Annotated in this window: 19 protein-coding genes; 13 read left to right on the top strand and 6 right to left on the bottom strand. The window is 76.8% G+C overall.

Annotation, left to right across the window (positions count from 1 at the left end; all coding sequences use genetic code 11):
- Nucleotides 1-7: 7 nt before the first annotated feature.
- The gene (locus ACRYR9_RS05330; RefSeq protein ID WP_432493131.1) at nt 8-376 is read right to left on the bottom strand and encodes a hypothetical protein; all 369 of its coding nucleotides are present in this window, start codon (nt 374-376) and stop codon (nt 8-10) included.
- A gap of 340 nt (nt 377-716) precedes the next feature.
- Between ACRYR9_RS05330 and ACRYR9_RS05335 the strand changes: the two genes are divergently transcribed.
- The 3 genes from ACRYR9_RS05335 (at nt 717) to ACRYR9_RS05345 (ending at nt 4,924) form a co-directional block, all read left to right on the top strand.
- A complete protein-coding gene (locus tag ACRYR9_RS05335; protein ID WP_432493129.1) occupies nt 717-2,045 on the top strand; it encodes a bifunctional o-acetylhomoserine/o-acetylserine sulfhydrylase in 1,329 nt (442 codons plus the stop codon).
- 86 nt (nt 2,046-2,131) lie between these two features.
- Complete coding sequence (gene metX / locus ACRYR9_RS05340; RefSeq protein ID WP_432493189.1) at nt 2,132-3,295, top strand: homoserine O-acetyltransferase MetX; 1,164 nt, start codon at nt 2,132-2,134, stop codon at nt 3,293-3,295.
- 54 nt (nt 3,296-3,349) lie between these two features.
- Complete coding sequence (locus tag ACRYR9_RS05345; protein ID WP_432493127.1) at nt 3,350-4,924, top strand: methyl-accepting chemotaxis protein; 1,575 nt, start codon at nt 3,350-3,352, stop codon at nt 4,922-4,924.
- 28 nt (nt 4,925-4,952) lie between these two features.
- Here the strand turns inward: ACRYR9_RS05345 and ACRYR9_RS05350 are convergent, their stop codons facing one another.
- On the bottom strand, nt 4,953-5,804 hold the full coding sequence (locus tag ACRYR9_RS05350) for a phytanoyl-CoA dioxygenase family protein (RefSeq protein ID WP_432493125.1): 852 nt from the start codon (nt 5,802-5,804) through the stop codon (nt 4,953-4,955).
- 124 nt (nt 5,805-5,928) lie between these two features.
- Nucleotides 5,929-7,320 carry a cation:dicarboxylate symporter family transporter gene (locus ACRYR9_RS05355; RefSeq protein ID WP_432493123.1) on the bottom strand — a complete coding sequence of 464 codons (1,392 nt, stop codon included), beginning with the start codon at nt 7,318-7,320 and terminating at the stop codon, nt 5,929-5,931.
- 128 nt (nt 7,321-7,448) lie between these two features.
- Between ACRYR9_RS05355 and ACRYR9_RS05360 the strand changes: the two genes are divergently transcribed.
- The gene (locus ACRYR9_RS05360) at nt 7,449-9,080 is read left to right on the top strand and encodes a sensor histidine kinase (protein ID WP_432538144.1); all 1,632 of its coding nucleotides are present in this window, start codon (nt 7,449-7,451) and stop codon (nt 9,078-9,080) included.
- A complete protein-coding gene (locus tag ACRYR9_RS05365; protein WP_432493117.1) occupies nt 9,077-9,781 on the top strand; it encodes a response regulator in 705 nt (234 codons plus the stop codon). Before ACRYR9_RS05360 ends, ACRYR9_RS05365 begins: the two co-directional genes overlap by 4 nt.
- A 33-nt stretch (nt 9,782-9,814) precedes the next feature.
- Here the strand turns inward: ACRYR9_RS05365 and ACRYR9_RS05370 are convergent, their stop codons facing one another.
- Nucleotides 9,815-11,554, bottom strand: coding sequence for a putative bifunctional diguanylate cyclase/phosphodiesterase (locus ACRYR9_RS05370; RefSeq protein ID WP_432493187.1), 1,740 nt, complete (start codon nt 11,552-11,554; stop codon nt 9,815-9,817).
- 127 nt (nt 11,555-11,681) lie between these two features.
- On the opposite strand from ACRYR9_RS05370, the gene ACRYR9_RS05375 reads away from it, so the two are divergent.
- A complete protein-coding gene (locus ACRYR9_RS05375) occupies nt 11,682-12,554 on the top strand; it encodes an SMP-30/gluconolactonase/LRE family protein (protein WP_432493115.1) in 873 nt (290 codons plus the stop codon).
- A gap of 16 nt (nt 12,555-12,570) precedes the next feature.
- Here the strand turns inward: ACRYR9_RS05375 and ACRYR9_RS05380 are convergent, their stop codons facing one another.
- Nucleotides 12,571-13,032, bottom strand: a complete 462-nt coding sequence (locus ACRYR9_RS05380) for a MerR family transcriptional regulator (RefSeq protein WP_432493185.1) — start codon at nt 13,030-13,032, stop codon at nt 12,571-12,573.
- A gap of 181 nt (nt 13,033-13,213) precedes the next feature.
- Here ACRYR9_RS05380 and ACRYR9_RS05385 point away from each other — a divergent pair, with 181 nt between their 5' ends.
- Nucleotides 13,214-14,443, top strand: a complete 1,230-nt coding sequence (locus ACRYR9_RS05385; RefSeq protein ID WP_432493113.1) for a C40 family peptidase — start codon at nt 13,214-13,216, stop codon at nt 14,441-14,443.
- Between the two features lie 55 nt (nt 14,444-14,498).
- On the opposite strand, the gene ACRYR9_RS05390 is transcribed toward ACRYR9_RS05385, so the two are convergent.
- The gene (locus ACRYR9_RS05390) at nt 14,499-15,023 is read right to left on the bottom strand and encodes an inorganic diphosphatase (protein ID WP_432493183.1); all 525 of its coding nucleotides are present in this window, start codon (nt 15,021-15,023) and stop codon (nt 14,499-14,501) included.
- Nucleotides 15,024-15,208: 185 nt separating this feature from the next.
- Between ACRYR9_RS05390 and dacB the strand changes: the two genes are divergently transcribed.
- From dacB to ACRYR9_RS05420, 6 genes are all read left to right on the top strand, one after another.
- Entirely contained in the window at nt 15,209-16,642 is a 1,434-nt protein-coding gene (gene dacB / locus ACRYR9_RS05395; RefSeq protein ID WP_432493111.1) for a D-alanyl-D-alanine carboxypeptidase/D-alanyl-D-alanine endopeptidase, read from the top strand.
- Between the two features lie 85 nt (nt 16,643-16,727).
- The gene (locus ACRYR9_RS05400) at nt 16,728-17,855 is read left to right on the top strand and encodes a zinc-dependent metalloprotease (protein WP_432493109.1); all 1,128 of its coding nucleotides are present in this window, start codon (nt 16,728-16,730) and stop codon (nt 17,853-17,855) included.
- A 4-nt stretch (nt 17,856-17,859) separates the two neighbouring features.
- Entirely contained in the window at nt 17,860-18,852 is a 993-nt protein-coding gene (gene tilS / locus ACRYR9_RS05405; RefSeq protein ID WP_432493107.1) for a tRNA lysidine(34) synthetase TilS, read from the top strand.
- Between the two features lie 31 nt (nt 18,853-18,883).
- On the top strand, nt 18,884-19,435 hold the full coding sequence (hpt, locus tag ACRYR9_RS05410) for a hypoxanthine phosphoribosyltransferase (protein ID WP_432493105.1): 552 nt from the start codon (nt 18,884-18,886) through the stop codon (nt 19,433-19,435).
- 85 nt (nt 19,436-19,520) lie between these two features.
- A complete protein-coding gene (locus ACRYR9_RS05415; RefSeq protein ID WP_432493103.1) occupies nt 19,521-19,922 on the top strand; it encodes a nucleotidyltransferase domain-containing protein in 402 nt (133 codons plus the stop codon).
- Nucleotides 19,919-20,149, top strand: a complete 231-nt coding sequence (locus ACRYR9_RS05420; protein WP_432493101.1) for a hypothetical protein — start codon at nt 19,919-19,921, stop codon at nt 20,147-20,149. Before ACRYR9_RS05415 ends, ACRYR9_RS05420 begins: the two co-directional genes overlap by 4 nt.
- Nucleotides 20,150-20,312: the final 163 nt, after the last annotated feature.

The following is a 20,312-nucleotide window of genomic DNA, read 5'->3' on the forward strand; positions in this document are numbered from 1 at the left end:
GTGCGGGCTAGCGCCCGCCGCCCTCGGCGCGCTGGACGACCTCCTCCAGGGCGGCGACGAGGCGCCGCGCCTCGGGCAGGGACAGCTGCGTGGTGTCGCCGATGAAGACGCGGGGCCCGAAGCGGCGCAGGACGGTCTGGCCGCCCTCGGCGTAGGCGAGGTCGGTGCACTCCAGCCGCACGGGGCAGGGGCGCTCGGCGCCCTCGTCGCCCTCCAGGGGGACGATGCGCGCCTCGTAGGAGTGCAGCCAGCCGCCCTCGACCTCCAGGCCGCGCGAGGCCCAGGAGGGGGCGTCCCAGCGCACGACCTGGATCGGGTCGTCGGCGACGGCGGCGTCGGCGGTCGGGCGCTTGTCGTCCATGGTGCTCCAGCTCATCGGGAGGTTCCGCAGGCGTGGTGATGCTGTGTGATCACTCGGTTGCCCCGCGTGGTCGTTGCTAGAGTGCCAGATCAAATCCCGAGTCGCCTCGTGGTGAACCAACTACTTTGAGTGACTGCTGAGGGTGGTGGGGTGGTCCGCGGGTCCCCACCACGCCCTCGGGTGCTCCGGGAGTTGCCCGCGCGGGCGTCCCGGCGGCACCATCGGGCCATGCTCCCGGTCCTGGCCGTGCTCGACCCGTTCTGGCCGGGACGGCGCCCGTACCTCTTCGACGGCTGGTGTCCGCGTCAGCGCTGACGCCCACCACCGACCCCCGAGCGACGAGGACGCCCCACCCGTGAGCACCGAGCAGACCCCCGCCCCCACCACGCCCGCCACCGCCGCGTGGGGCTTCGACACCCTGCAGGTCCACGCCGGCCAGCAGCCCGACCCCACCACCGGCGCGCGGGCGCTGCCGATCTACCAGACCACCAGCTACGCCTTCCGCGACACCGACCACGCCGCCGCCCTGTTCGGCCTGAGCGAGCTCGGCAACATCTACACGCGCATCATGAACCCGACCAACGCCGTCGTCGAGGAGCGCGTCGCCGCCCTCGAGGGCGGGCTGGGCGCCCTGCTGGTGGCCAGCGGGCAGTCCGCCACCACCCTCGCCGTGCTGAACGTCGCGCAGGCCGGCGACCACGTCGTGGCCAGCCCCCGCCTGTACGGCGGCACGTACAACCTCTTCCGGCACACCCTGCCGAAGCTGGGCGTCACCACCACCTTCGTCGACGACCCCGACGACCCCGCCTCCTGGGCCGCCGCGGTGCGCCCGGAGACGAAGCTGTTCTACGCCGAGACGATCTCCAACCCCTCCGGGCACGTCCTCGACGTCGCCGCCGTCGCCGACGCCGCCCACGCGGCGGGCGTGCCGCTCGTGGTGGACAACACCGTCGCCACCCCCTGGCTGGTGCGCCCGATCGAGCACGGCGCCGACGTCGTCGTGCACTCCGCCACCAAGTTCCTCGGCGGGCACGGCACCTCCATCGCCGGTGTCGTCGTCGACTCCGGCCGCTTCGACTGGGCAGCCTCCGGCCGGTTCCCCGGCCTGAGCACCCCCGACCCCAGCTACCACGGCGTCGTCTTCACCGACGCCGTCGGGCCCGCCGCGTACGTCACCAAGGCCCGCGTGCAGCTGCTGCGCGACCTCGGCCCGGCCGCCGCGCCCTTCAACGCGTTCCTCATCGCGCAGGGCCTGGAGACGCTGTCGCTGCGCATGGAGCGGCACGTGCGCAACGCCCGCGCCGTCGCGGAGTTCCTCCAGGACCACCCGCAGGTGGAGCGCGTGCACTACGCCTCCCTGCCGTCCTCGCCCTGGCACGCCGCCGCGCAGCGGTACGTGCCGCGCGGCTCCGGCTCCGTGCTCTCCTTCGAGATCGCCGGCGGCCTGCAGGCCGGCAAGAGGTTCGTCGACGCCCTCGTCCTGCACAGCCACGTCGCCAACATCGGCGACGTGCGCTCCCTGGTGGTCCACCCCGCCTCCACCACCCACAGCCAGCTGACCGTGGAGGAGCAGTTCACCTCCGGCGTCACGCCCGGCCTGGTGCGCCTGTCCGTGGGCATCGAGGCCGTCGAGGACGTCCTCGCCGACCTCGCCCTCGGCTTCGCCGCGGCCGCGGCCGCCTGAGCGCGGGGGAGACGGTGGCGATCGACGTGAGCAGCGCCGCGGGGGCCGTGGGAGCCGCGGAGTCGGCGCGGGCGGTGGCGGCGGCCCTGCCGTCGGCGCGCACGGCCGCACCACCACCGGCGACGGGCGCCTGGCGCGAGGGCGACCCCGTCGGCCGCCGCCGCTTCGCCGACCTCGGCGACCTGCCGCTGCAGCTGGGCGGGGTGCTGCCGCAGGTGCGCCTGGCCTACGAGACGTGGGGCACCCTCGCGCCCGACGGCTCCAACGCCGTGCTCGTCGAGCACGCCCTGACCGGCGACTCCCACGTGATCGGCGACGCCGGCGAGGGCCACCCCACCCCCGGCTGGTGGCCCGAGCTCGTCGGCCCCGGCCGGGCCCTGGACACCGAGCGCTTCTTCGTCGTGGCCGCCAACGTCCTGGGCGGCTGCCAGGGCAGCACCGGACCCGCCTCCCGCCGCCCCGGCTCGTCGCGCCCCTGGGGCTCTGCGTTCCCGCGCATCACCGTCGGCGACCAGGTCGCCGCCGAGGCCCGCCTCGCCGACGCCCTGGGCATCGGCCGCTTCGCCGCGGTCCTGGGCGGTTCCATGGGCGGGATGCGCTCCCTGGAGTGGGCCCTGGCCCAGCCCGGCCGCGTCGGCGCCGCCCTCGTCCTGGCCACCTGCGCGGCCTCCACCGCCGACCAGATCGGCGCGCAGAGCGCCCAGATCACCGCCGTCGTCTCCGACCCCGGCTGGCACGGCGGCGACTACCACGACCTGCCCGACGGGCACGGCCCGCACACCGGCCTGGGGCTGGCGCGCCGCCTGGCGCACCTGTCCTACCGCAGCGGCGCCGAGCTGCAGGAGCGGTTCGGGCGCCTGGCCCAGCCCGGCGAGGACCCCCTGGCGCCCGAGCGCCCCGGCCGCTTCGCGGTGCAGTCCTACCTGGACCACCACGCCGCCAAGCTCGTGCGCCGCTTCGACGCCGGCAGCTACGTCGCCCTCACCGACGCCCTGAACACCTGGGACGCCGGCCTGGGGCGCGGCGGCACCGACGCCGCGCTGGCCGCGGCGAGCACGCCGATGGTCGTGGCGGCGGTGGACTCCGACCGCCTGTACCCGGTGGCCGACTCCGCGCGCATCGCGGCCGGCCCGGCGGCGGTCGGCGGCCTGCGCGTGATCACCTCGACCGCCGGTCACGACGGCTTCCTGCTGGAGGCGGAGCAGATCGCCCCGCTGGTGCGCGAGGTCCTCGACCTCGGTACGCGCTGACGCCCCGCCGGGCGCACGCTCAAGCGCCCGGCCGGAGCTGCCGATGAGGACCCGGTGAAGCGCCTCCTCGGGAACCTCTCGGTCCGCGGCAAGATCATCGCCGTCATCGCCGTCATGGCGGTGGTCTCCGTGGTCATCGGCGGCGTCGGGATCAGCCGCGTCGTGCAGCTCAGCGACTCCATGCAGCGCCTGTACGCCGAGCACGTCGTGCCCCGCGGCGACCTCGTCGCCGCCCAGCGCTGGCTGCAGGCCACCAAGACCCGCGTCATCGAGTACGGCCCCGTCGCCCCCGCCGACCGCGCCGAGATGGTGGCCGAGCGCGAGGAGTACCGCGCCAAGCTCGACGACGCCCTGACCGCGTACGAGCCCTACGAGGTGGACGCCGAGGCGATGGCCACGCTGCGCGACACCCTCGACGCCTACTTCGCCGCCGCCGACGCCATCCAGCCCGTCGCCGAGGAGGGCGCCGTCGCCTACGAGGCCGCCTACCAGTCGCAGGTGCGCGACCTGACCACCCAGGCGCTGAACGCGATGTTCGACGAGATGGAGGCCCAGACCGCCATCGGCGACGGCCAGATCGCGCAGGCGGAGGCCCAGGCGGCCGGCGCCGTGCGCCTCGTCGTGGCCGTCGGCCTCGTCGGCCTGGTGCTCGCGACCGCCCTGGCCCTGCTGGTGGCGTCCGCGATCGTGCGCCAGGTGCGCCGCGTCCACGACAGCGCCGTGGCCCTCGCCGACGGCGACCTCACCCGTGACGTCGAGGTGGAGTTCCGCGACGAGATCGGCCAGACGGGCATGGCCCTCAACACGGCGCTGGGCAACCTGCGCGCGCTGGTCTCGGAGGTGGGCGACTCCTCCACCGCCGTCTCCGCCGCCGCCGAGGAGATGACCGCCACCGCCGCCAGCATCGCCGACTCCGCCGAGCGCACCTCCGCCCAGGCGGGCGTCGTCTCCGCCGCCGCGTCAGAGGTGTCCGGCAACCTGCAGACCGTCGCCGCCAGCGCGGGCGAGATGGGTGCGGCGATCTCGGAGATCTCCTCCGGCACCGCCGAGGTGGCGCGCGTCGCCGCCACGGCCGTCGGCCTGGCCGACGCCACGAACGCCACCGTCTCGGCGCTGGGGGAGTCCTCCCGGCAGATCGGCGACGTGGTGCGCTCCATCACCGCGATCGCCGAGCAGACGAACCTGCTGGCCCTGAACGCCACCATCGAGGCCGCCCGGGCGGGCGAGATGGGCAAGGGCTTCGCGGTGGTCGCCGGCGAGGTCAAGGAGCTGAGCGTGCAGACCGCGCAGGCCACCGAGGACATCGCCAAGCGGGTCGCGCGCATCCAGTCCGACGCGGAGTCCGCCGTCACGGCGATCGCCGAGATCGCCCAGGTCATCACGACGATCTCCGACCACCAGGGCACCATCGCCTCCGCGGTGGAGGAGCAGACCGCCACGACGGGCGAGATGAACCGCAACGTCGCCGACGCCGCCGCCGGCAGCGGTCAGATCGCCGAGAACGTCGGCAGCGTCGCCGAGGCCGCCGCCGTCACCAGCGAGGGCGTCGCGCAGACCCGCGTGGCGGTGCAGGAGCTGACCACCATGGCGGGGCGCCTGCGCGACCAGGTCGGGCGGTTCCGCGTCTGAGACGAGCCGCACCGCGGACCTGCGGGGGTCAGGCCTCGCCCATGACCAGGCCCTCGATGGTGTGCTTCTGCGTGATGGGGGTGAGCTCGTCGACGACGGGGCAGCGCAGGTGGGCCCTGACCCGCTCGGGCAGCTGCTCCCAGTACCGCCTCGTCACGGCCGTGTCGTGGTGCTCGGCGTTGCCGGCGCCCGGGGCGTCGACGCCGAGCACCAGGACGGGGCGGGCCTTGGCGGAGAAGTTCCTGGTGCCCCGGTGGATCGTCAGCGCCGAGCGCGCGGAGACGTCGCCGCGGCGGGGGAACCTGCGCACGGCCCGCTCCTCGTAGCGGGGGTACGACGACTTCGGCGGGAACATCCCGTGGTCGAAACCCGAGCCGTCGTCGAACTGGGTGCCCAGGGCGATCTCGAAGGGCCCCATGTCCTCCTCCGTGTCGACGGCGGTGAGGTTGAAGGCCAGCGACGTCAGGCGCCCGTCGCGACGGGTCTCCTCGGGGGCGGGGAAGTCGCGGTGCCACGGCTGGTTCACGGCACCGGCGAAGGGCACGTCGAACCCGAGCTCCACGATCTCGTAGTCCTCGCCGAGCACCCCGGTGCAGACCCGGCGGACCCAGGGGTGGTCCACCAGGTCGACGAACCCGCGCAGCTGCTCGGGGTGGATCTCCACGTAGTACCGGTTCGGGCCGCGGCCGACGGCGCCGTCGGGGCGCGAGCGCGCCTCCTCGAAGGCCGCCTCGACGTCCTCGCGCACCCGGTCCACCCACTCGGGGCTGAACGCGCCCCTGCACGCCACGATCCCGTCCCGGTAGAGGGTCGCGACGAGCTCCTCGGTCGTCGGCCGCGCGCCTGCGCCACCGTCCTCGCTGGTGCTGGTCGTCGTCATCGTCGGCCGCCTCCCCGTCGAGCTCCCCGGACAGGGCCATGCTCCTGCGCCGGGCCGCCGAGCGCACGCGGCGAGGCCCCCACCGTCGGGACGGCAGGGGCCTCGCGGGAGCGCGCGGCGGTGGTCAGCGCGTGCCCGCGGTCTGGCGCGGGGCGGCGGTGCCGCCGGCCCCGGTCTCCGGCTCCAGCACCTCGGCGTGCTCGGTGTGCGCCGGGTCCATCGCCCGCTCGTCGAACGGCAGCTCCCCGGCCAGGACGCGCGCGGCGCGGGCCCGGTCGATCTGCCCGGTCCAGGTGCCGATGACGACGGTGCCCACCGCGTTGCCGATGAAGTTGGTGATGGCGCGCGCCTCGGACATGAAGCGGTCGATGCCCACGATGAGGCCGACGCCGTCCAGCAGTTCCGGGCGGTGCGAGGACAGCCCGCCGGCCAGCGTGGCCAGGCCGGCGCCGGACACGCCCGCGGCGCCCTTGGAGGCGATGACCATGAACACCAGCAGCGAGACCTGCTCGCCGATCGAGAGCGGGTCGCCCAGGGAGTTCGCGATGAACAGCGAGGCCATCGTCAGGTAGATGGCGGTGCCGTCGAGGTTGAAGGAGTACCCGGTCGGCACGACGATGCCGACGGTCGGGCGGGAGACGCCCAGGTGCTCCATCTTCGCGATGAGCCGCGGCAGCGCCGTCTCGGAGCTGGACGTGGACACGATGAGCAGCAGCTCGCGGGCGGTGTAGCGCAGCAGCGAGAAGATCGACGTCTTCGCCGCGAGCCGCAGCAGCAGGCCCAGGACGATGAAGACGAACAGCGCGCAGGTGACGTAGAAGCCGATCATGACGATCGCCAGCGCCTTCAGCGCGTCGACACCGGTCTCGCCGACGACGGCGGCGATGGCGCCGAACGCACCGATCGGCGCCACCCACATCACCATCGCGAGCACCTTGAAGACGATCCGCTGGATGGTCTCCACGCCCCGCAGCGCGCCCTCCCCGCGCTCGCCGAGGCCCTGGATCGCGAAGCCCACCAGCAGCGCCACGAACAGCGTCTCCAGGACCGAGCCGTCGGTGAGGGCGGACAGCAACGACGTGGGGATGATGCCGAGCAGGAAGTCGACGGTGCCGCCGGACTCGTGAGCGGCCTCGGCGAGCTCGCCGCCGCGCCCGCGCAGGTCGTCGGTCAGCTGCAGGTCCGTGGTCGGCAGCAGGTTGCCGACCACCAGGCCGATGACCAGCGCGAACGCGCTCATCACCATGAAGTACAGCAGCGCGGTGCCGCCCACCCGGCCCACCTGGGCGGCCTTGCGCACCGACCCGATGCCCAGCACGATCGTGCAGAAGATGATCGGCGAGATCATCATCTTGACGAGGGCCACGAAGCCCGTGCCGAGGGGCTTCAGGGCCTTCCCCACGTCGGGGAACAGCAGCCCCACCGCGATGCCGAGCGCCACGGCGACGATGACGGCGATGTAGAGGTAGTGGGTGCGGTCCCTGGTGCGGGTGCCGGGCTGAGCGCCTGTGCTCATGGGATCCTCCTGTGACCGGGGGTACGGAGGTGATGGTGCTCACACGCTCGCGCGCCGGTCGTGCTTCTGCTCCTTTCGTTCACGGCGCCGAGCCCCGGCGCCGGGTCCGCTGGACCCTCGCCTCCCGGGTGCTGGTCCTGCAGCTGCTCGTCGTCTCCGTCGTCACCGCCGGCTGCGCCGCGGCGCTGGTGTGGCAGCTGCGCGCCGACGGCCGCCGCGACGCCGCCGAGCTCGTCACGGCCGTCGCCGGGGCGCTCGCCACCGACCCGGACGTGCGCGCCGGCCTGGCCGTGCCCGGCGGCACCACCGACCCGGCGCTGGCCGGCGAGCGCGCCGCCGTGCGCGCCCACGTGGAGGAGGTGCGCGAGCGCACCGGCACCGACTTCATCACCGTCATGGACACCGCCACCGTGCGCTGGACGCACCCCGACCCCGAGCGGGTGGGGGGCCGCTTCCGCGGCAACGCCGCGGCCGCGCTCGCCGGGGGGCGGGTCGTGGAGACCTACACCGGCACCCTCGGGCCGTCGGTGCGGGCGGTGGTGCCGGTGCGCGCCGCCGACGGCCGCGTCGTCGGCGCGGTGGCGGCCGGGGTCACGACCCGCGCGCTGGCGCAGGACCTGCTGGAGCAGCTGCCGCTGGTGATGGGCGCCGCGGCGGCGGCCCTGGCCGTCTCCGTGGCCGGCAGCCTCGCGCTGAGCCGCTGGGTGCGCAGGCGCACCCACGGGCTGGAGCCGGCGGACCTGACGCGGCTGTGGGAGGTGGACGACGCCGTCCTGCACTCGCTGCGCGAGGGCCTGGTCGTGCTGGACCCCGCCGGGCGCGTGCAGGTCGTCAACGACGAGGCGCGCCGGCTGCTGCCGCCCGGGGCGGAGGGCGCCGCCGGCGGCGCGGCGGGGGTGGAGCTGCCGCCGGCGGTGCGCCGCCTCGTCGACGCCGGCGAGGACGTCGTCGACGACGTGCAGGTCACCGACGACCGGGTGCTCGTCGTCAGCCGGCTCGACGCCCGCTGGGAGGGCCGCCGCGTCGGCACGGTCGTCACCCTGCGCGACCACACCGAGCTGCAGGCGCTGACCCGCGACCTGGACGCGGTGCGCGGCCTGGCCGAGGCGCTGCGCTCGCAGGCCCACGAGGCGGCCAACCGGCTGCACGTCGTGGTCACCCTCGTCGAGCAGGGCCGCACCGCGCAGGCGGTGCAGTTCGCCACCGCCGAGCTGGCGGCGGCCCAGGAGCTCACCGACCTCGTCGTCGCCGACGTCGCGGACCCGGCGGTGGCGGCGCTGCTGGTGGGCAAGTCCGCCCAGGCCGCCGAGCGGGGCGTGGAGCTGGAGGTGGAGCCGGACACGGCGCTGCCCGCGGGGCTGCTGCCGGCGCGCGACCTGGTGACCGTCGTGGGCAACCTCGTGGACAACGCGGTGGAGGCGGCGATGGCGGGCGCCGAGCCGCGCTGGGTGCGGGTGCGCACCGGGTGCGTGGAGCGCGGCGGCGGCGCCGTCGTGGAGGTGCGGGTCACCGACTCCGGCGAAGGGCTGCCCGCCGGCCTGCTGGAGCAGGCGGTGCAGCGCGGCTGGTCGCGCAAGGAGCAGCGGCTCTCCCCGCACGGCACGCACGGGCTGGGCCTGGCGCTGGTGGGGCAGGTGGTGCGCCGGCACGGCGGCTCGATCGCGGTGGAGGAGCCCGTCACCCTCGACGACGGCGGCGGCACGCTCGTGGTGCGCCTGCCCGTGGGCACGGGCGCGGGCGTGGCGGGGGAGCGCGCGTGAGCGCTGCGCCGATCCGGGTCCTGGTGGTCGAGGACGACCCGGTGCTCGCCGCCGCGCACGCCCGGCTGGTCGAGGCGGTCGCCGGGTTCACCGTCGCCGCCACCGTGCACTCCGGCCGCCAGGCGCTGGCCGCCGTCGGCGCCGGCGGGGTGGACCTGGTGCTGCTGGACATGACGCTGCCGGACGTCGACGGGCTGCAGGTCCTGCGGGCGCTGCGGGCCGCGGCCGTCGGCGCCGACGTCGTGGCCGTCACCGCCGCCCGCGAGCCCGGCGTGGTGCGCCAGGCGCTGTCGATGGGCGTCGTGCAGTACCTGCTGAAGCCGTTCACCGCCGCCGCGCTGGAGGAGCGGCTGCGCGCCTACGCGCGCTTCCGCGAGGAGGTGGCCCGCGCGGCGGGCGGCGGCGGCGACGCCCTGGACCAGCGGGCCATCGACGAGGCCCTGGCGCAGCTGCGCACCGCCGCCGGCCCGGCGCGCGGGGTGGCGCCCGCGACCCTGCAGGCCGTGGTCGCCGCGCTGCGCGCCGCCCCGGCGGGTGCGGGGCTGTCCGCCGCGGAGGCGGCCGTCGCCACCGGGCTGTCCCGCGTCAGCGCCCGCCGCTACCTGGAGCACCTGGCCGGTGCGGGGCGGGTGCGCAGGGAACCGCGCTACGGCGGCTCCGGGCGCCCGGAGCTGGCGTACCTGCCGACGGCGGGGCTGTGAGGGCGGAGTGCCGGGGTCCGCTCCCGCACCCGGTCAGGCCGCGCCGGTGCGCTGCGGTGTGCGCTCGCCGGCGCCTGCCCGCCTCGTCGCGGGCGCACGCTCCGCGAGCTGCTGCGGCGGCACCGGCCGGCTGAACAGCCACCCCTGCGCCAGCGGGCAGCCCATCTCGGTGAGCAGCCGCGCCTGCTCGGCCGTCTCCACGCCCTCGGCGACCACCTGCAGGCCCAGCGTCGTGCTCAGCGACAGCAGCGCCTCCAGCATCCCCGCCCGGCGCGGGGACGTCGTGATGCCCGCGGTGAACCCGGCGTCCAGCTTGAGGTAGTCGGCGGGCAGCGTGTCCAGCCGGCTGAACGCCGAGTAGCCGGTGCCGAAGTCGTCGATGGCCACCCCGATGCCGTGCGAGCGCAGTTCGCGCAGCGCGGCCAGCGCGGCCTGCCCGGAGGCGTCCACGACGCTCTCGGTGACCTCCAGCACGAGCGAGGAGGCGGGGAATCCGGTGTCCGCCAGCACCTCCAGCACGCGCTGCGGGTAGTCGGGGTTCGTCAGCTCGCGGCCGGAGACGTTCACGGTGAGCACCAGGTCGCGCCCCCACGCCCGGCGCACGACCAGCGCGCCGCGGCAGGCGTCGGCCAGGACGGCCGGGCCCAGCTCGTGCACGAGACCACTGGTCTCGGCGACGTGCACGAACTCCAGCGGCGGCACCGGCCCGCGCACCGGGTGCGTCCAGCGGGCCAGCGCCTCCACGCCCACCACCTCCCCGTCGGCGGGGTCCACGATCGGCTGGAACCAGGCGCGCACGTCCCCCGCGGCCAGGGCGTCGGCGAGGTCCCGGGCCAGCGCCGCCGAGGTGTCGTCGAGCAGGCGGGCCCGCCCGCGCCCGGCGGCCTTCGCCGCGTACAGGGCGCTGTCGGCGCGGCGCATGAGCTCCGCGCCGCTCTCGCCGGGGGACAGCTCGGCCACGCCGCAGGACAGCGCCGCGCGGGTCCCGGTCGCGCGCAGCCGGTCCACCACCTCCAGCGCCCGCGGGCCGGGCAGCCCCGGCAGCAGGACCGCGAACTCGTCGCCGCCGTAGCGGGCCAGCACGGCGCCCGGCGGCAGGCCGCGCCGGTACTCCTCGCCGACGGCCCGCAGCAGCTCGTCGCCGGCGGCGTGCCCGTGGTGGTCGTTGACGCGCTTGAAGTGGTCCACGTCCAGCAGCGCCGCCGACAGCGGGGCGCCGGTGCGGGAGGCCACCGCGAGCTCGGCGTCCAGGGCGTCGTCGAAGCCGCGGCGGTTGGCCAGGCCGGTGAGGCCGTCGCGGCCGGCGTCGGCGGCCTCGTGCACGAGCAGGCCGACGACCCCGGCGATGACGCTGAGCAGCACGACCAGCGACACCGCCACGCCCGGCGTCATGCCGGGCCGGTCGCACAGCGCCCACGCCCCGGCGGCGGTGAGCACCGACAGGTGGGCGGTGGACTCGCGCCAGGTGAAGAAGAAGACCACGTCGATCGCCACGAACAGGTAGACCGCGCTGATCGCCAGGGCCGTGGCGAGCGTGGGGCACTTGGGCACCGCGAGGGTGATCAGCGCCGTGCCCGTGCCGGCGACGACGTGGAACGCCCACCGGGGCAGCACGTACCCGCGCAGCAGCAGCAGCACCCCGGCCAGCAGGGCGATCACGGCCAGCGCGCCCAGCTCCAGCCGGGTGGCGGCCACCGGGAACGGCGAGCCCAGCACCACGGCGAGGGCCGCGCCCCCGCCCGCCAGGTAGAAGGCGCCCGCGGTCGGGCCCATCACGCGCGGCGTCGCCACGGTGGGGACTCGGCGGGAAGCGGGCACGGTGGTCTGTCGACCGCCCCGGTGGCGTCCTGGAGCGCAGCCACCCGGGCGGGCGAACGCGCCGCCCCCTAGGGTGCGGGGCGTGGCCGCAGCGGAACGCATCACCGATCGCATCGTCTACCACGGCGAGGGGCCGTGCTGGTCCCAGCAGTGGGGCGGGCTGCGGTTCGTCGACATGGTGGCCGGCGACGTCCTGACCCTCACCCCCGCGGGGGAGGTGACGCGCCGCCACTACGGCGACGTCGCGGCGATCGTGCGCCCGCGCACCGGTGGCGGCGCGGTCGTGGCGGTCGAGCGCGGCTTCGTCCTGGAGGACGCCGACGGCACCCTCAGCCAGCTGCCGGAGCTGTGGGGCGCCGACGCCGGGCTGCGGATGAACGAGGGCGGCTGCGACCCCGACGGGCGCTTCTACGCCGGGTCCATGGCGTACGAGCAGTCCGGCGGTGCCGGCCAGGGCCGCGGGTCCGTGTTCCGCCTGGACCCCGACGGCTCGGTGAGCACGGTGCTGACCGGGGTGACGATCTCCAACGGCCTAGGCTTCAGCCCCGACGGGACGCTGGCCTACTACAACGACACCCCCACCGGCCGCACCGACGTCTTCGACTACGACCGCGAGGGCGGGCTGGCGAACCGCCGCCCGTTCGCGCAGGTCAACGACTCCTCGGGCGCGAACAACCCCGACGGGCTGTGCGTGGACGCCGAGGGCGGGGTGTGGACGGCGCTGTTCGGCGGTTCGGCGGTGCGCCGCTACGCCCCCGACGGCACCCTCGACGCGGTCGTGGAGGTGGGCGCGCGCCAGGTCACGGCCTGCACCTTCGGCGGCGCCGACCTGGACGAGCTGTTCATCACCACCTCGCGGGAGAACCTCGCCGACGACGACGACCCGGCGGCGGGCAGCCTCTTCCGGCACGTGCCGGGCGTGCGGGGCCTGCCGGTGCTGCCGTTCACCGGCTGAACGCGCCCGGGGCGGCTCAGCCCGTCGCCGCGGCGTCCCGCCCCTGCAGCGCCGGCGGCTCGGGCAGCACCGGCGGTTCGGGGGCGGGGGAGCTGCCGCCGGTGCGGCCGGCGGCCTCGTCGCGCAGCTGCTGCGCGAACTCCTCGGCCATCGCGAGCTTCTCGCGCAGCTTCTCCACCCGGGCGTCGGCCGCGGCGCGGAAGTCGTCGAGCTGGTCGAACAGCTCCTCGCGGGGCGTGCCGGAGGGCAGCCGGCCGTCCAGGGCGTCGAGGATCGAGAGCAGCTCGCGCATCTCCTCCAGGGAGAAGTCCAGCGGCTTCATGCGCTTGAGGACCAGGAGCCGGTACACGTCCATCTCGGTGTACAGGCGGAAGCCGCCGGGCGTGCGCGCCGAGGGCGCGACCAGGCCCATCTCCTCGTAGTAGCGGATGGTGCGGAAGCTGTAGCCGACGCGTTCGACCACCTCGCCGATCTGCATGAGCTCGCCCACGGGCAGCTCCTCCCGTCCTCGGTCCCCCGCCTCGTGCGGGCTGGGGCCCGCGATCCAGCCCTCGATCGTACGCTCGCGCTGTTCCCAGCACCGTCCCCTCTGACTAGCCTGCACCGTGTGACACGACTGATCACGGCACGTGACAGCGCCGCGGCCGGCACCGGCCGTCGTGGCTGAGGGCGGCGCCGTGGCGGGCGGCGCTGCACGCCGCACCGTGCTGCTGGCCGTCGCCGGGGCCCTGCCCCTGCTGGCCGCCGCACCCGCCGCGGCGGCACCGGTCCAGCCCCCCGGTCAGGACGAGGTCGACGCGGCGCGGGCGGCCGCCGCGGGCACCGCCCAGCGGGTCGCCGCGCTGCAGGCCGAGCTGACCCGGCAGCAGGCCGACCTCGACGCCGCGCACGTGCGCCTGTCGGTCGCCGCGGAGGACTTCGCGCAGGCGCGGGAGCTGCTGCAGCAGCGGGCCGCCGAGGCGTCGCTGGCGGCCGGTGCCGCCGGGACGGCCCGCGCCGAGCTGGACGGCGCCCGCCTCGCCCTGGGGCGGCTCGCCTCCCGCAGCTACCGCGCCGCCGGCGGCGACCTCGGGCCGCTGGCGTCCGTGCTGGGGGCGGGCTCCGCCCAGGACCTGCTGGACCGCTCGGCCACCCTGGGCCGCCTCACCGAGCACCGCGACGAGGCCGTCGAGCGCGCCGACCGGGCGCAGCGCACCGCCGAGGCCGCCCGCGCCGAGGCTGAGACCGCCGCCGCCGCGCAGCAGCGGGCCACCGACGCCGCCGCCGCGGCCCGCACCGCCGCGGAGGCCGCAGCCGCCGCCGCGGACGCCGCCGTCACGGCCACCCGGACGCGCACCGAGGAGCTGATCGCCGAGCTCGCCCGGCTGCAGCGGACCACCGTGGAGCTGGAGCGGGAACGGCAGGCCGGCCTGGCCGCCGAGGAGCAGGGGCGCCGCGAGGCGGCCGCGAGGCAGGCCGCCGAGGCCGCCGCCGGGTCCTCGACGGGCGCGCCGCCCGTGCCGGTGGCGGCCGGCCCCACCCCGGGGGCGGACACCGCCGTGGCCTGGGCCCTGGACCAGCTCGGCAAGCCGTACCGGTGGGGCGGGGAGGGCCCCGACGCCTTCGACTGCTCCGGCCTGACCCTGTGCGCCTGGGAGGCCGCCGGCGTGCGGCTGCCGCACTCCTCGCGCCTGCAGCGCTCCAGCGGGGCGCCGGTGCCCCTGGCCGACCTGGCGGCCGGGGACCTCGTCTTCTACGCCACCGACACCTCCGACCCGGCCACGGTCCACCACGTCGGCGTGGTGGTCTCGCCCGGGCGGATGGTGGAGGCCCCGCACACCGGGGCCGTGGTGCGCACCGCGTCGATCTACCGCTCCGGGCTGCTGCCGCACGGCACCCGGCCCCGCTGATCCAGCCCGGCTGACCGGGACCCTCCGGGCGGTCGCCCGCCCGGAGGGGGATCGGTCAGTGGCCGGCGCCGGCCTCGTAGGAGGTGCCCTTGGCGCGCTCGTACGACGCCGCGATCTCCTTCTCGGCCTCCTCGCGGCCGGCCCAGTTGGCGCCCTCGACGGACTTGCCGGGCTCGAGGTCCTTGTAGGTCTCGAAGAAGTGCTGGATCTCGAGGCGGTCGAACTCGCTGACGTCGGCCAGGTCCTGGATGTTGTCCCAGCGCGGGTCGCCCGCCGGCACGGCGAGGATCTTGTCGTCGCCGCCGGCCTCGTCGCGCATGTGGAACATGCCGATCGCGCGGCAGGCGATGAGGCAGCCCGGGAACGTGGGCTCCTCCAGGAGCACCAGCACGTCCAGCGGGTCGCCGTCCTCGCCCAGCGTGCCCTCGATGAACCCGTAGTCGTGCGGGTAGCGCGTGGACGTGAAGAGCATGCGGTCCAGCCGGATGCGGCCGGTCTCGTGGTCCACCTCGTACTTGTTGCGCTGACCCTTGGGGATCTCGATGGTCGCGTCGAACTCGGTCGGCTGCGTCGGCTTCACGACCTCGTCCGAGGGGTGGTTCTCCGACGTGGGTGCCTTGGTCACGCTGCTCCTCTCGCGGGGCCCGGCCGGGCCCGTCCTGTCGACCCGGCGCCACGTCCGGCGCCCGGCGGTCGCGCTAGTGTCGCGCAGTCGCCCGCCGGTCACGGACGGGCGGGGTCCGGACGGGGGACGAGGGGGAGCGGGTGCGCAGGGGCGCGGCGGGCCTGGCCGGTGCGGCCACGGCCCTGGTCCTCCTGGCCGGGTACGCCGGCCTGGACGTCGCCGACGCCGTGCCCGGCCCGCTGACGACCACCCCGCCGCCCACCGCCGAGCCGCTGCCCACCGCCCCGGCCGCCGTCGCGCCGGACGCGGCGCCCGCGCCCGTGCTGGCCCCGCCCGGCACCGCCGCGCCCGTCCCGGACCCCGCCGCGCTGCAGGCGCGCCTCGCCCCGGTCCTGGCCGACCCCGCGCTGGGCCCGGCGCCCTCCGCGGTCGTCGCCGACGCCCTCACCGGCGAGGTCCTGCTCTCCCTGGCCGCGGACGCGCCCCGCACCCCCGCCTCCGTCACCAAGCTGCTGACCGCCGCCGCCGCCCTGCACGTGCTGGGGCCGGGTTCGCGCGCCGCGACGACCGTGGTGCGGGGCACCTCCCCCGACGAGGTGGTGCTCGTCGCCGGCGGCGACGTCCTGCTGTCCGCCGGGGCGGGCGAGCCCGGCGCCGCGGCCGGGCGCGCCGGGCTGGCCGACCTCGCCGCCGCCACCGCCGCCGCCCTGCGCGAGGCCGGCGCGGGCACCGTGGCCGTGCGCCTGGACGACGCCCTGTTCAACGGCCCGGCCGTCTCGCCCGGGTGGGGCGCCGGCGACGTCGCCGCCGGGTACGTCGCACCGATCGCCCCGATCGCCGTCGACGAGGGCCGCCTCGTGCCCGGGCGGGACGCGCCCCGCGCCGCCGACCCCGCCCTCGAGGCCGCCCGCACCTTCGCCCGGCTGCTCGCCGAGCAGGGCGTCGCCGTGGCGCCCGCCGACGTCGACGGCGGCGTGGCCCGCGCCGCCGCCGACCCCGGCGCGCCGGTGCTGGCGCGGGTGGAGTCGGCCACCACCGCCGCGCAGGTCGAGCTGATGCTCACCGAGAGCGACAACACCCTCGCCGAGGTGCTGGGCCGGCGGGTGGCGGTGGCCACCGGGCGCCCCGGCACCTTCGAGGACGCCGGCGCCGCGGTCACCGCAGCCGTCGCCGACCTGGGCGTGGACGTCACCGGGGTGCAGCTGCAGGGCGTCAGCGGGCTGGGCCGCGGCACCCGCCTGCCGGCGCGGGTGCTCACCGACCTGCTGGCGCTGGCCACCTCCGACGAGCGGCCCGAGCTGTCGGCCCTGCTCAGCGGCCTGCCCGTGGCCGGGGTCACCGGCACCCTGGCCGAGCGCTACCGCGGCGAGTCCGCCGCCGCGGCGGGCGTGGTGCGCGCCAAGACGGGCACCCTGACCGGCGTCAGCTCGCTGGCCGGGTACGTGCGCGACGCCGACGGCCGGGTGCTCGCCTTCGCCGTCCTGTCCGACGCCGTGCCCGCGGGCGCCTCCTGGGGCGCGCGCCGCGCCGAGGACGCCCTCGCCGCGGCGCTCGCCGCCTGCGGCTGCTCCTGAGCGCCCCACGCTCCCCGCCGCACGCTCCCCGCCGCACGCTCCCCGCCGCACGCGCACCCGAGCGGGCGGCGCGTAGCGTGCCGCCATGGACGCACCGGGGACCAGCAGCCGCACCGTCGCCGCGTACGTCGACTTCGACCTCGCCGCCCGGCTGGCCGCGCGGCTGGTGCCCGCGGGCCCGCGCGTCGGCCGCGACGAGGTCGCCGACGTCGTCGGGGAGCTGCGCGAGGCGGCCGCCTCGTCCGCCGCCCCGGTGGCCGCCACCGCCCGCCTGCACCGCGACCCCGCGGTCGCGCCCGAGCCGCCCGCCCTGGTGGTGGACCGCGCCTCGTGGGCGCGCGCCAACGTGGAGGCGCTGCGCGCCCTGCTGGAGCCCGTGGCCGTGCCCGCCCCGCCGCCGGGCCGGCGCGGCCCGCAGCAGGGTGGCCGCGCCGACCGCGCCACCACCGCGGTCGGCCGGCGCACCACGGGCGCGGAGACCGGCGCGCTGCTGGCGTTCCTGTCCTCGCGGGTGCTGGGGCAGTTCGACGTCTTCTCCGGCGTCGACGCCGGCTCCCCGGGGCGGCTGCTGCTGGTGGCGCCCAACGTGGTGCAGGTGGAGCGGGACCTGGGCGTGGACCCGGGCGACTTCCGCCGTTGGGTGTGCCTGCACGAGGAGGCGCACCGGCTGCAGTTCGGCGCCAGCCCGTGGCTGCGCCGCTGGGTGACCGACGAGGCCCGCGGGCTGTCGGTGGACCTGCTGGCCCACCCCCGCGACCTCGGCGAGCGGCTGGGCGGGGTGCTGCGCGGCCTGCCGGACCTGCTGCGCGGGGACGACGGCCCCGGTGCCGGGGCCGGCCTGGCGGACCTGCTGCAGACCCCCGGGCAGCGCGAGCGGGTGCGCCGGGTGGTGGCGGTCATGTCGCTGCTGGAGGGTCACGCCGACGTCGTGATGGACGAGGTCGGCCCGCAGGTCGTGCCGACCGTGGCGACGATCCGGGCGCGCTTCACCGAGCGCCGCCGCGGCCGCGGCTCGCTGGACCAGCTGACGCGCCGGCTGCTGGGCCTGGACGCCAAGACCCGCCAGTACGCCGACGGCGCCCGCTTCGTGCGCGGGGTGCTGGAGCGGGTGGGCTGGGACGGGCTGAACGCCGTGTGGCGCGGCCCGGACGAGCTGCCGTCGCCGGAGGAGATCGCCGACCCGGCCGCCTGGGTGCGCCGGGTGCACGGCTGAGCGGGTGAGCGGGCCGCCGGCGCCGGTGGCCGCGGTGCGGGTGGCGGTGCGCGCGGACCTGCGCGCGCTGGGCGCCGCGCCGGGCTCGCTGGTGCTGGCCGCGTGCAGCGGCGGTGCGGACTCCCTCGCGCTGGCGGCGGCGCTGGCGTTCGAGGCACCCCGCGCCGGCCTGCGCGCCGGGGCGGTGAGCGTCGACCACGGCCTGCACCCGGGCTCGGCGGACGTGGCCCGGCGCGTGCGCCACGTGTGCGCGGCGGTGCTGGGCCTGGAGCCGGTGCTGACCACCCGGGTGGCCGTCGGCCGTGCGGGTGGTCCCGAGGCCGCCGCCCGCGCGGCCCGGTACGCCGCGCTGGAGCACCTGGCGCAGGCGTCGGGCGCCGTCGCGGTGCTGATCGGGCACACCCTGGACGACCAGGCCGAGACGGTCCTGCTGGGCCTGGCGCGCGGGTCGGGCACCCGCAGCCTGGCGGGGATGCCCGCGGTGCGCGGGGTGCTGCGCCGCCCGCTGCTGGGCGTGCCGCGAGCCGTGGTGCGCGCGGCCTGCGCGGCGCAGGGGCTCGAGCCGTGGGAGGACCCGGCCAACGCCGACCGGGCCCTGGCCCGCGCCCGGGTTCGCCACGACGCGCTGCCCGCGCTGGAGGCGGCGCTGGGCCCGGGGGTGGCGGCGGCGCTGGCCCGCTCGGCGCGGGCGCTGCGCGAGGACGCCGACGCCCTGGACGAGCTGGCCGCCCAGCGCGACCCGTTCCGCGCCGGCGCCGCGGAGGTGGCCGACCTGCTGGCCGCCCCGGCGGCGCTGCGGCGGCGCTGGCTGCGGCGGGCCGCGCTGGCCGCCGGCTGCCCCGCCGGGGCGCTGGCCGCCGCGCACGTCGACGCGGTGGACGCGCTGCTGCTGCGCTGGCGCGGGCAGGGTCCGGTGCACCTGCCGGGGGGTGCCAGGGCCCACCGGGCGTGTGGCAGGCTCGTGCTCACGCCCGCGGGGGCGGGAGCACCCGCGTGAGCCCCGACGACACGACAGCCCGGAGGACCCCGTGGACGCCGCCGACGCCGGCACCGACCTCGACCACGTCCTGCTCACCCGCGAGCAGGTGGCCGCGCGGGTGGCCGAGCTCGCCGCGCAGCTGGACGAGGACTACCGCGACAAGGACGTCCTGCTCGTGGGCGTCCTGAAGGGCGCGGTCATGGTCATGGCCGACCTCTCGCGCGCCATGAGCATCCCGCTGTCGATGGACTTCATGGCCGTCAGCTCCTACGGCTCGGGCACCAAGTCCTCCGGCGTGGTGCGCATCCTCAAGGACCTGGACGCCGACATCTCCGGCCGCCACGTGCTCGTGGTGGAGGACATCATCGACTCGGGCCTGACCCTGTCCTGGCTGCTGGCGAACCTCGGCTCGCGCGGGCCGGCGTCGGTGCGGGTGTGCGCGCTGCTGCGCAAGCCGGACGCGGCGAAGGTGCAGGTGGACGTGGCCTACGTCGGCTTCGACATCCCCAACGAGTTCGTCGTCGGCTACGGCCTGGACTTCGCCGACGAGTACCGCAACCTCGACTGCGTCGCCACCCTCGCCCCGCACGTCTACAGCTGAGGACCGCCCCGGTCCGGCGGCGACGCTCGGGCAGAAGCGCATCGGGATACCGATAGAGGTATCGGGAAAGCGACAGCGTGGTCCCGTGGACGCCACGAACCCGCTGCGGTCCATCGCGCCCACGGTGGACGCCGACGTGCTGCACACCCTCGACCGGGACCACGTCCTCGCCGGCGCCGTGCTGGCGGCGGTCCTCCTCGGGTCTCGGGCCCGGGGCGAGGCCGGGTCCGACGGCGACCTGGACCTGCTGCTCGTGCGCGACGACGGCGTCGACCTCGACGGCCCGTGGGGCGAGCAGGTGCACCACCTGGGGGAGGAGGTGGAGGCGCTGACGGGCAACGCGGTGCAGTTCGTGCAGGTCACGCGTTCGCAGCTGTCGACGGCCGCCCGTGAGGGGCAGCCGTTGCTGGCCGGTCTGCGGGCCGATGGCCGGGTGCTCGTCGGGCCGGGGCTGCGGATGCTGCTGACGGAGGTGGGCCGCGCGTGAGCGGACGGACTGCGCGGACCGGGGCGTGCACGGCGGCCGATGCCCGCACCCGTCTGCGGCAGGCCCAGCTGCACCTGGGAGCGGCCGAGCTCGTGCGGTCGGAGCAGCTCTCCGAGGCGGCCACCGTCGCCACCCCGCGCCGCGGTGGCGCGGTGCTGGCCACCCCGTTGGCTGAGGTGGTCCGCCGCCGGATCCCGCCACCGCCTTTCACTTCGAGCAAGGCGTGAAGTGAAAGAGGTCGGCGTCGGGGAGGTGCGCGTTGCGCTTCTCGCTCTTCCGCTGACGGCGAACCGGTGGGACGCGACCGGAACAGCAGCCCACCCCCACCCGTTGGTTCCCCTGAGAACCGGGCGGACGGCTGCCGGGTCGGCGCGTCGGCGCCGCGGTGTA

This window comes from Kineococcus auxinigenes (assembly GCF_050871525.1).
Classification (GTDB): domain Bacteria; phylum Actinomycetota; class Actinomycetes; order Actinomycetales; family Kineococcaceae; genus Kineococcus.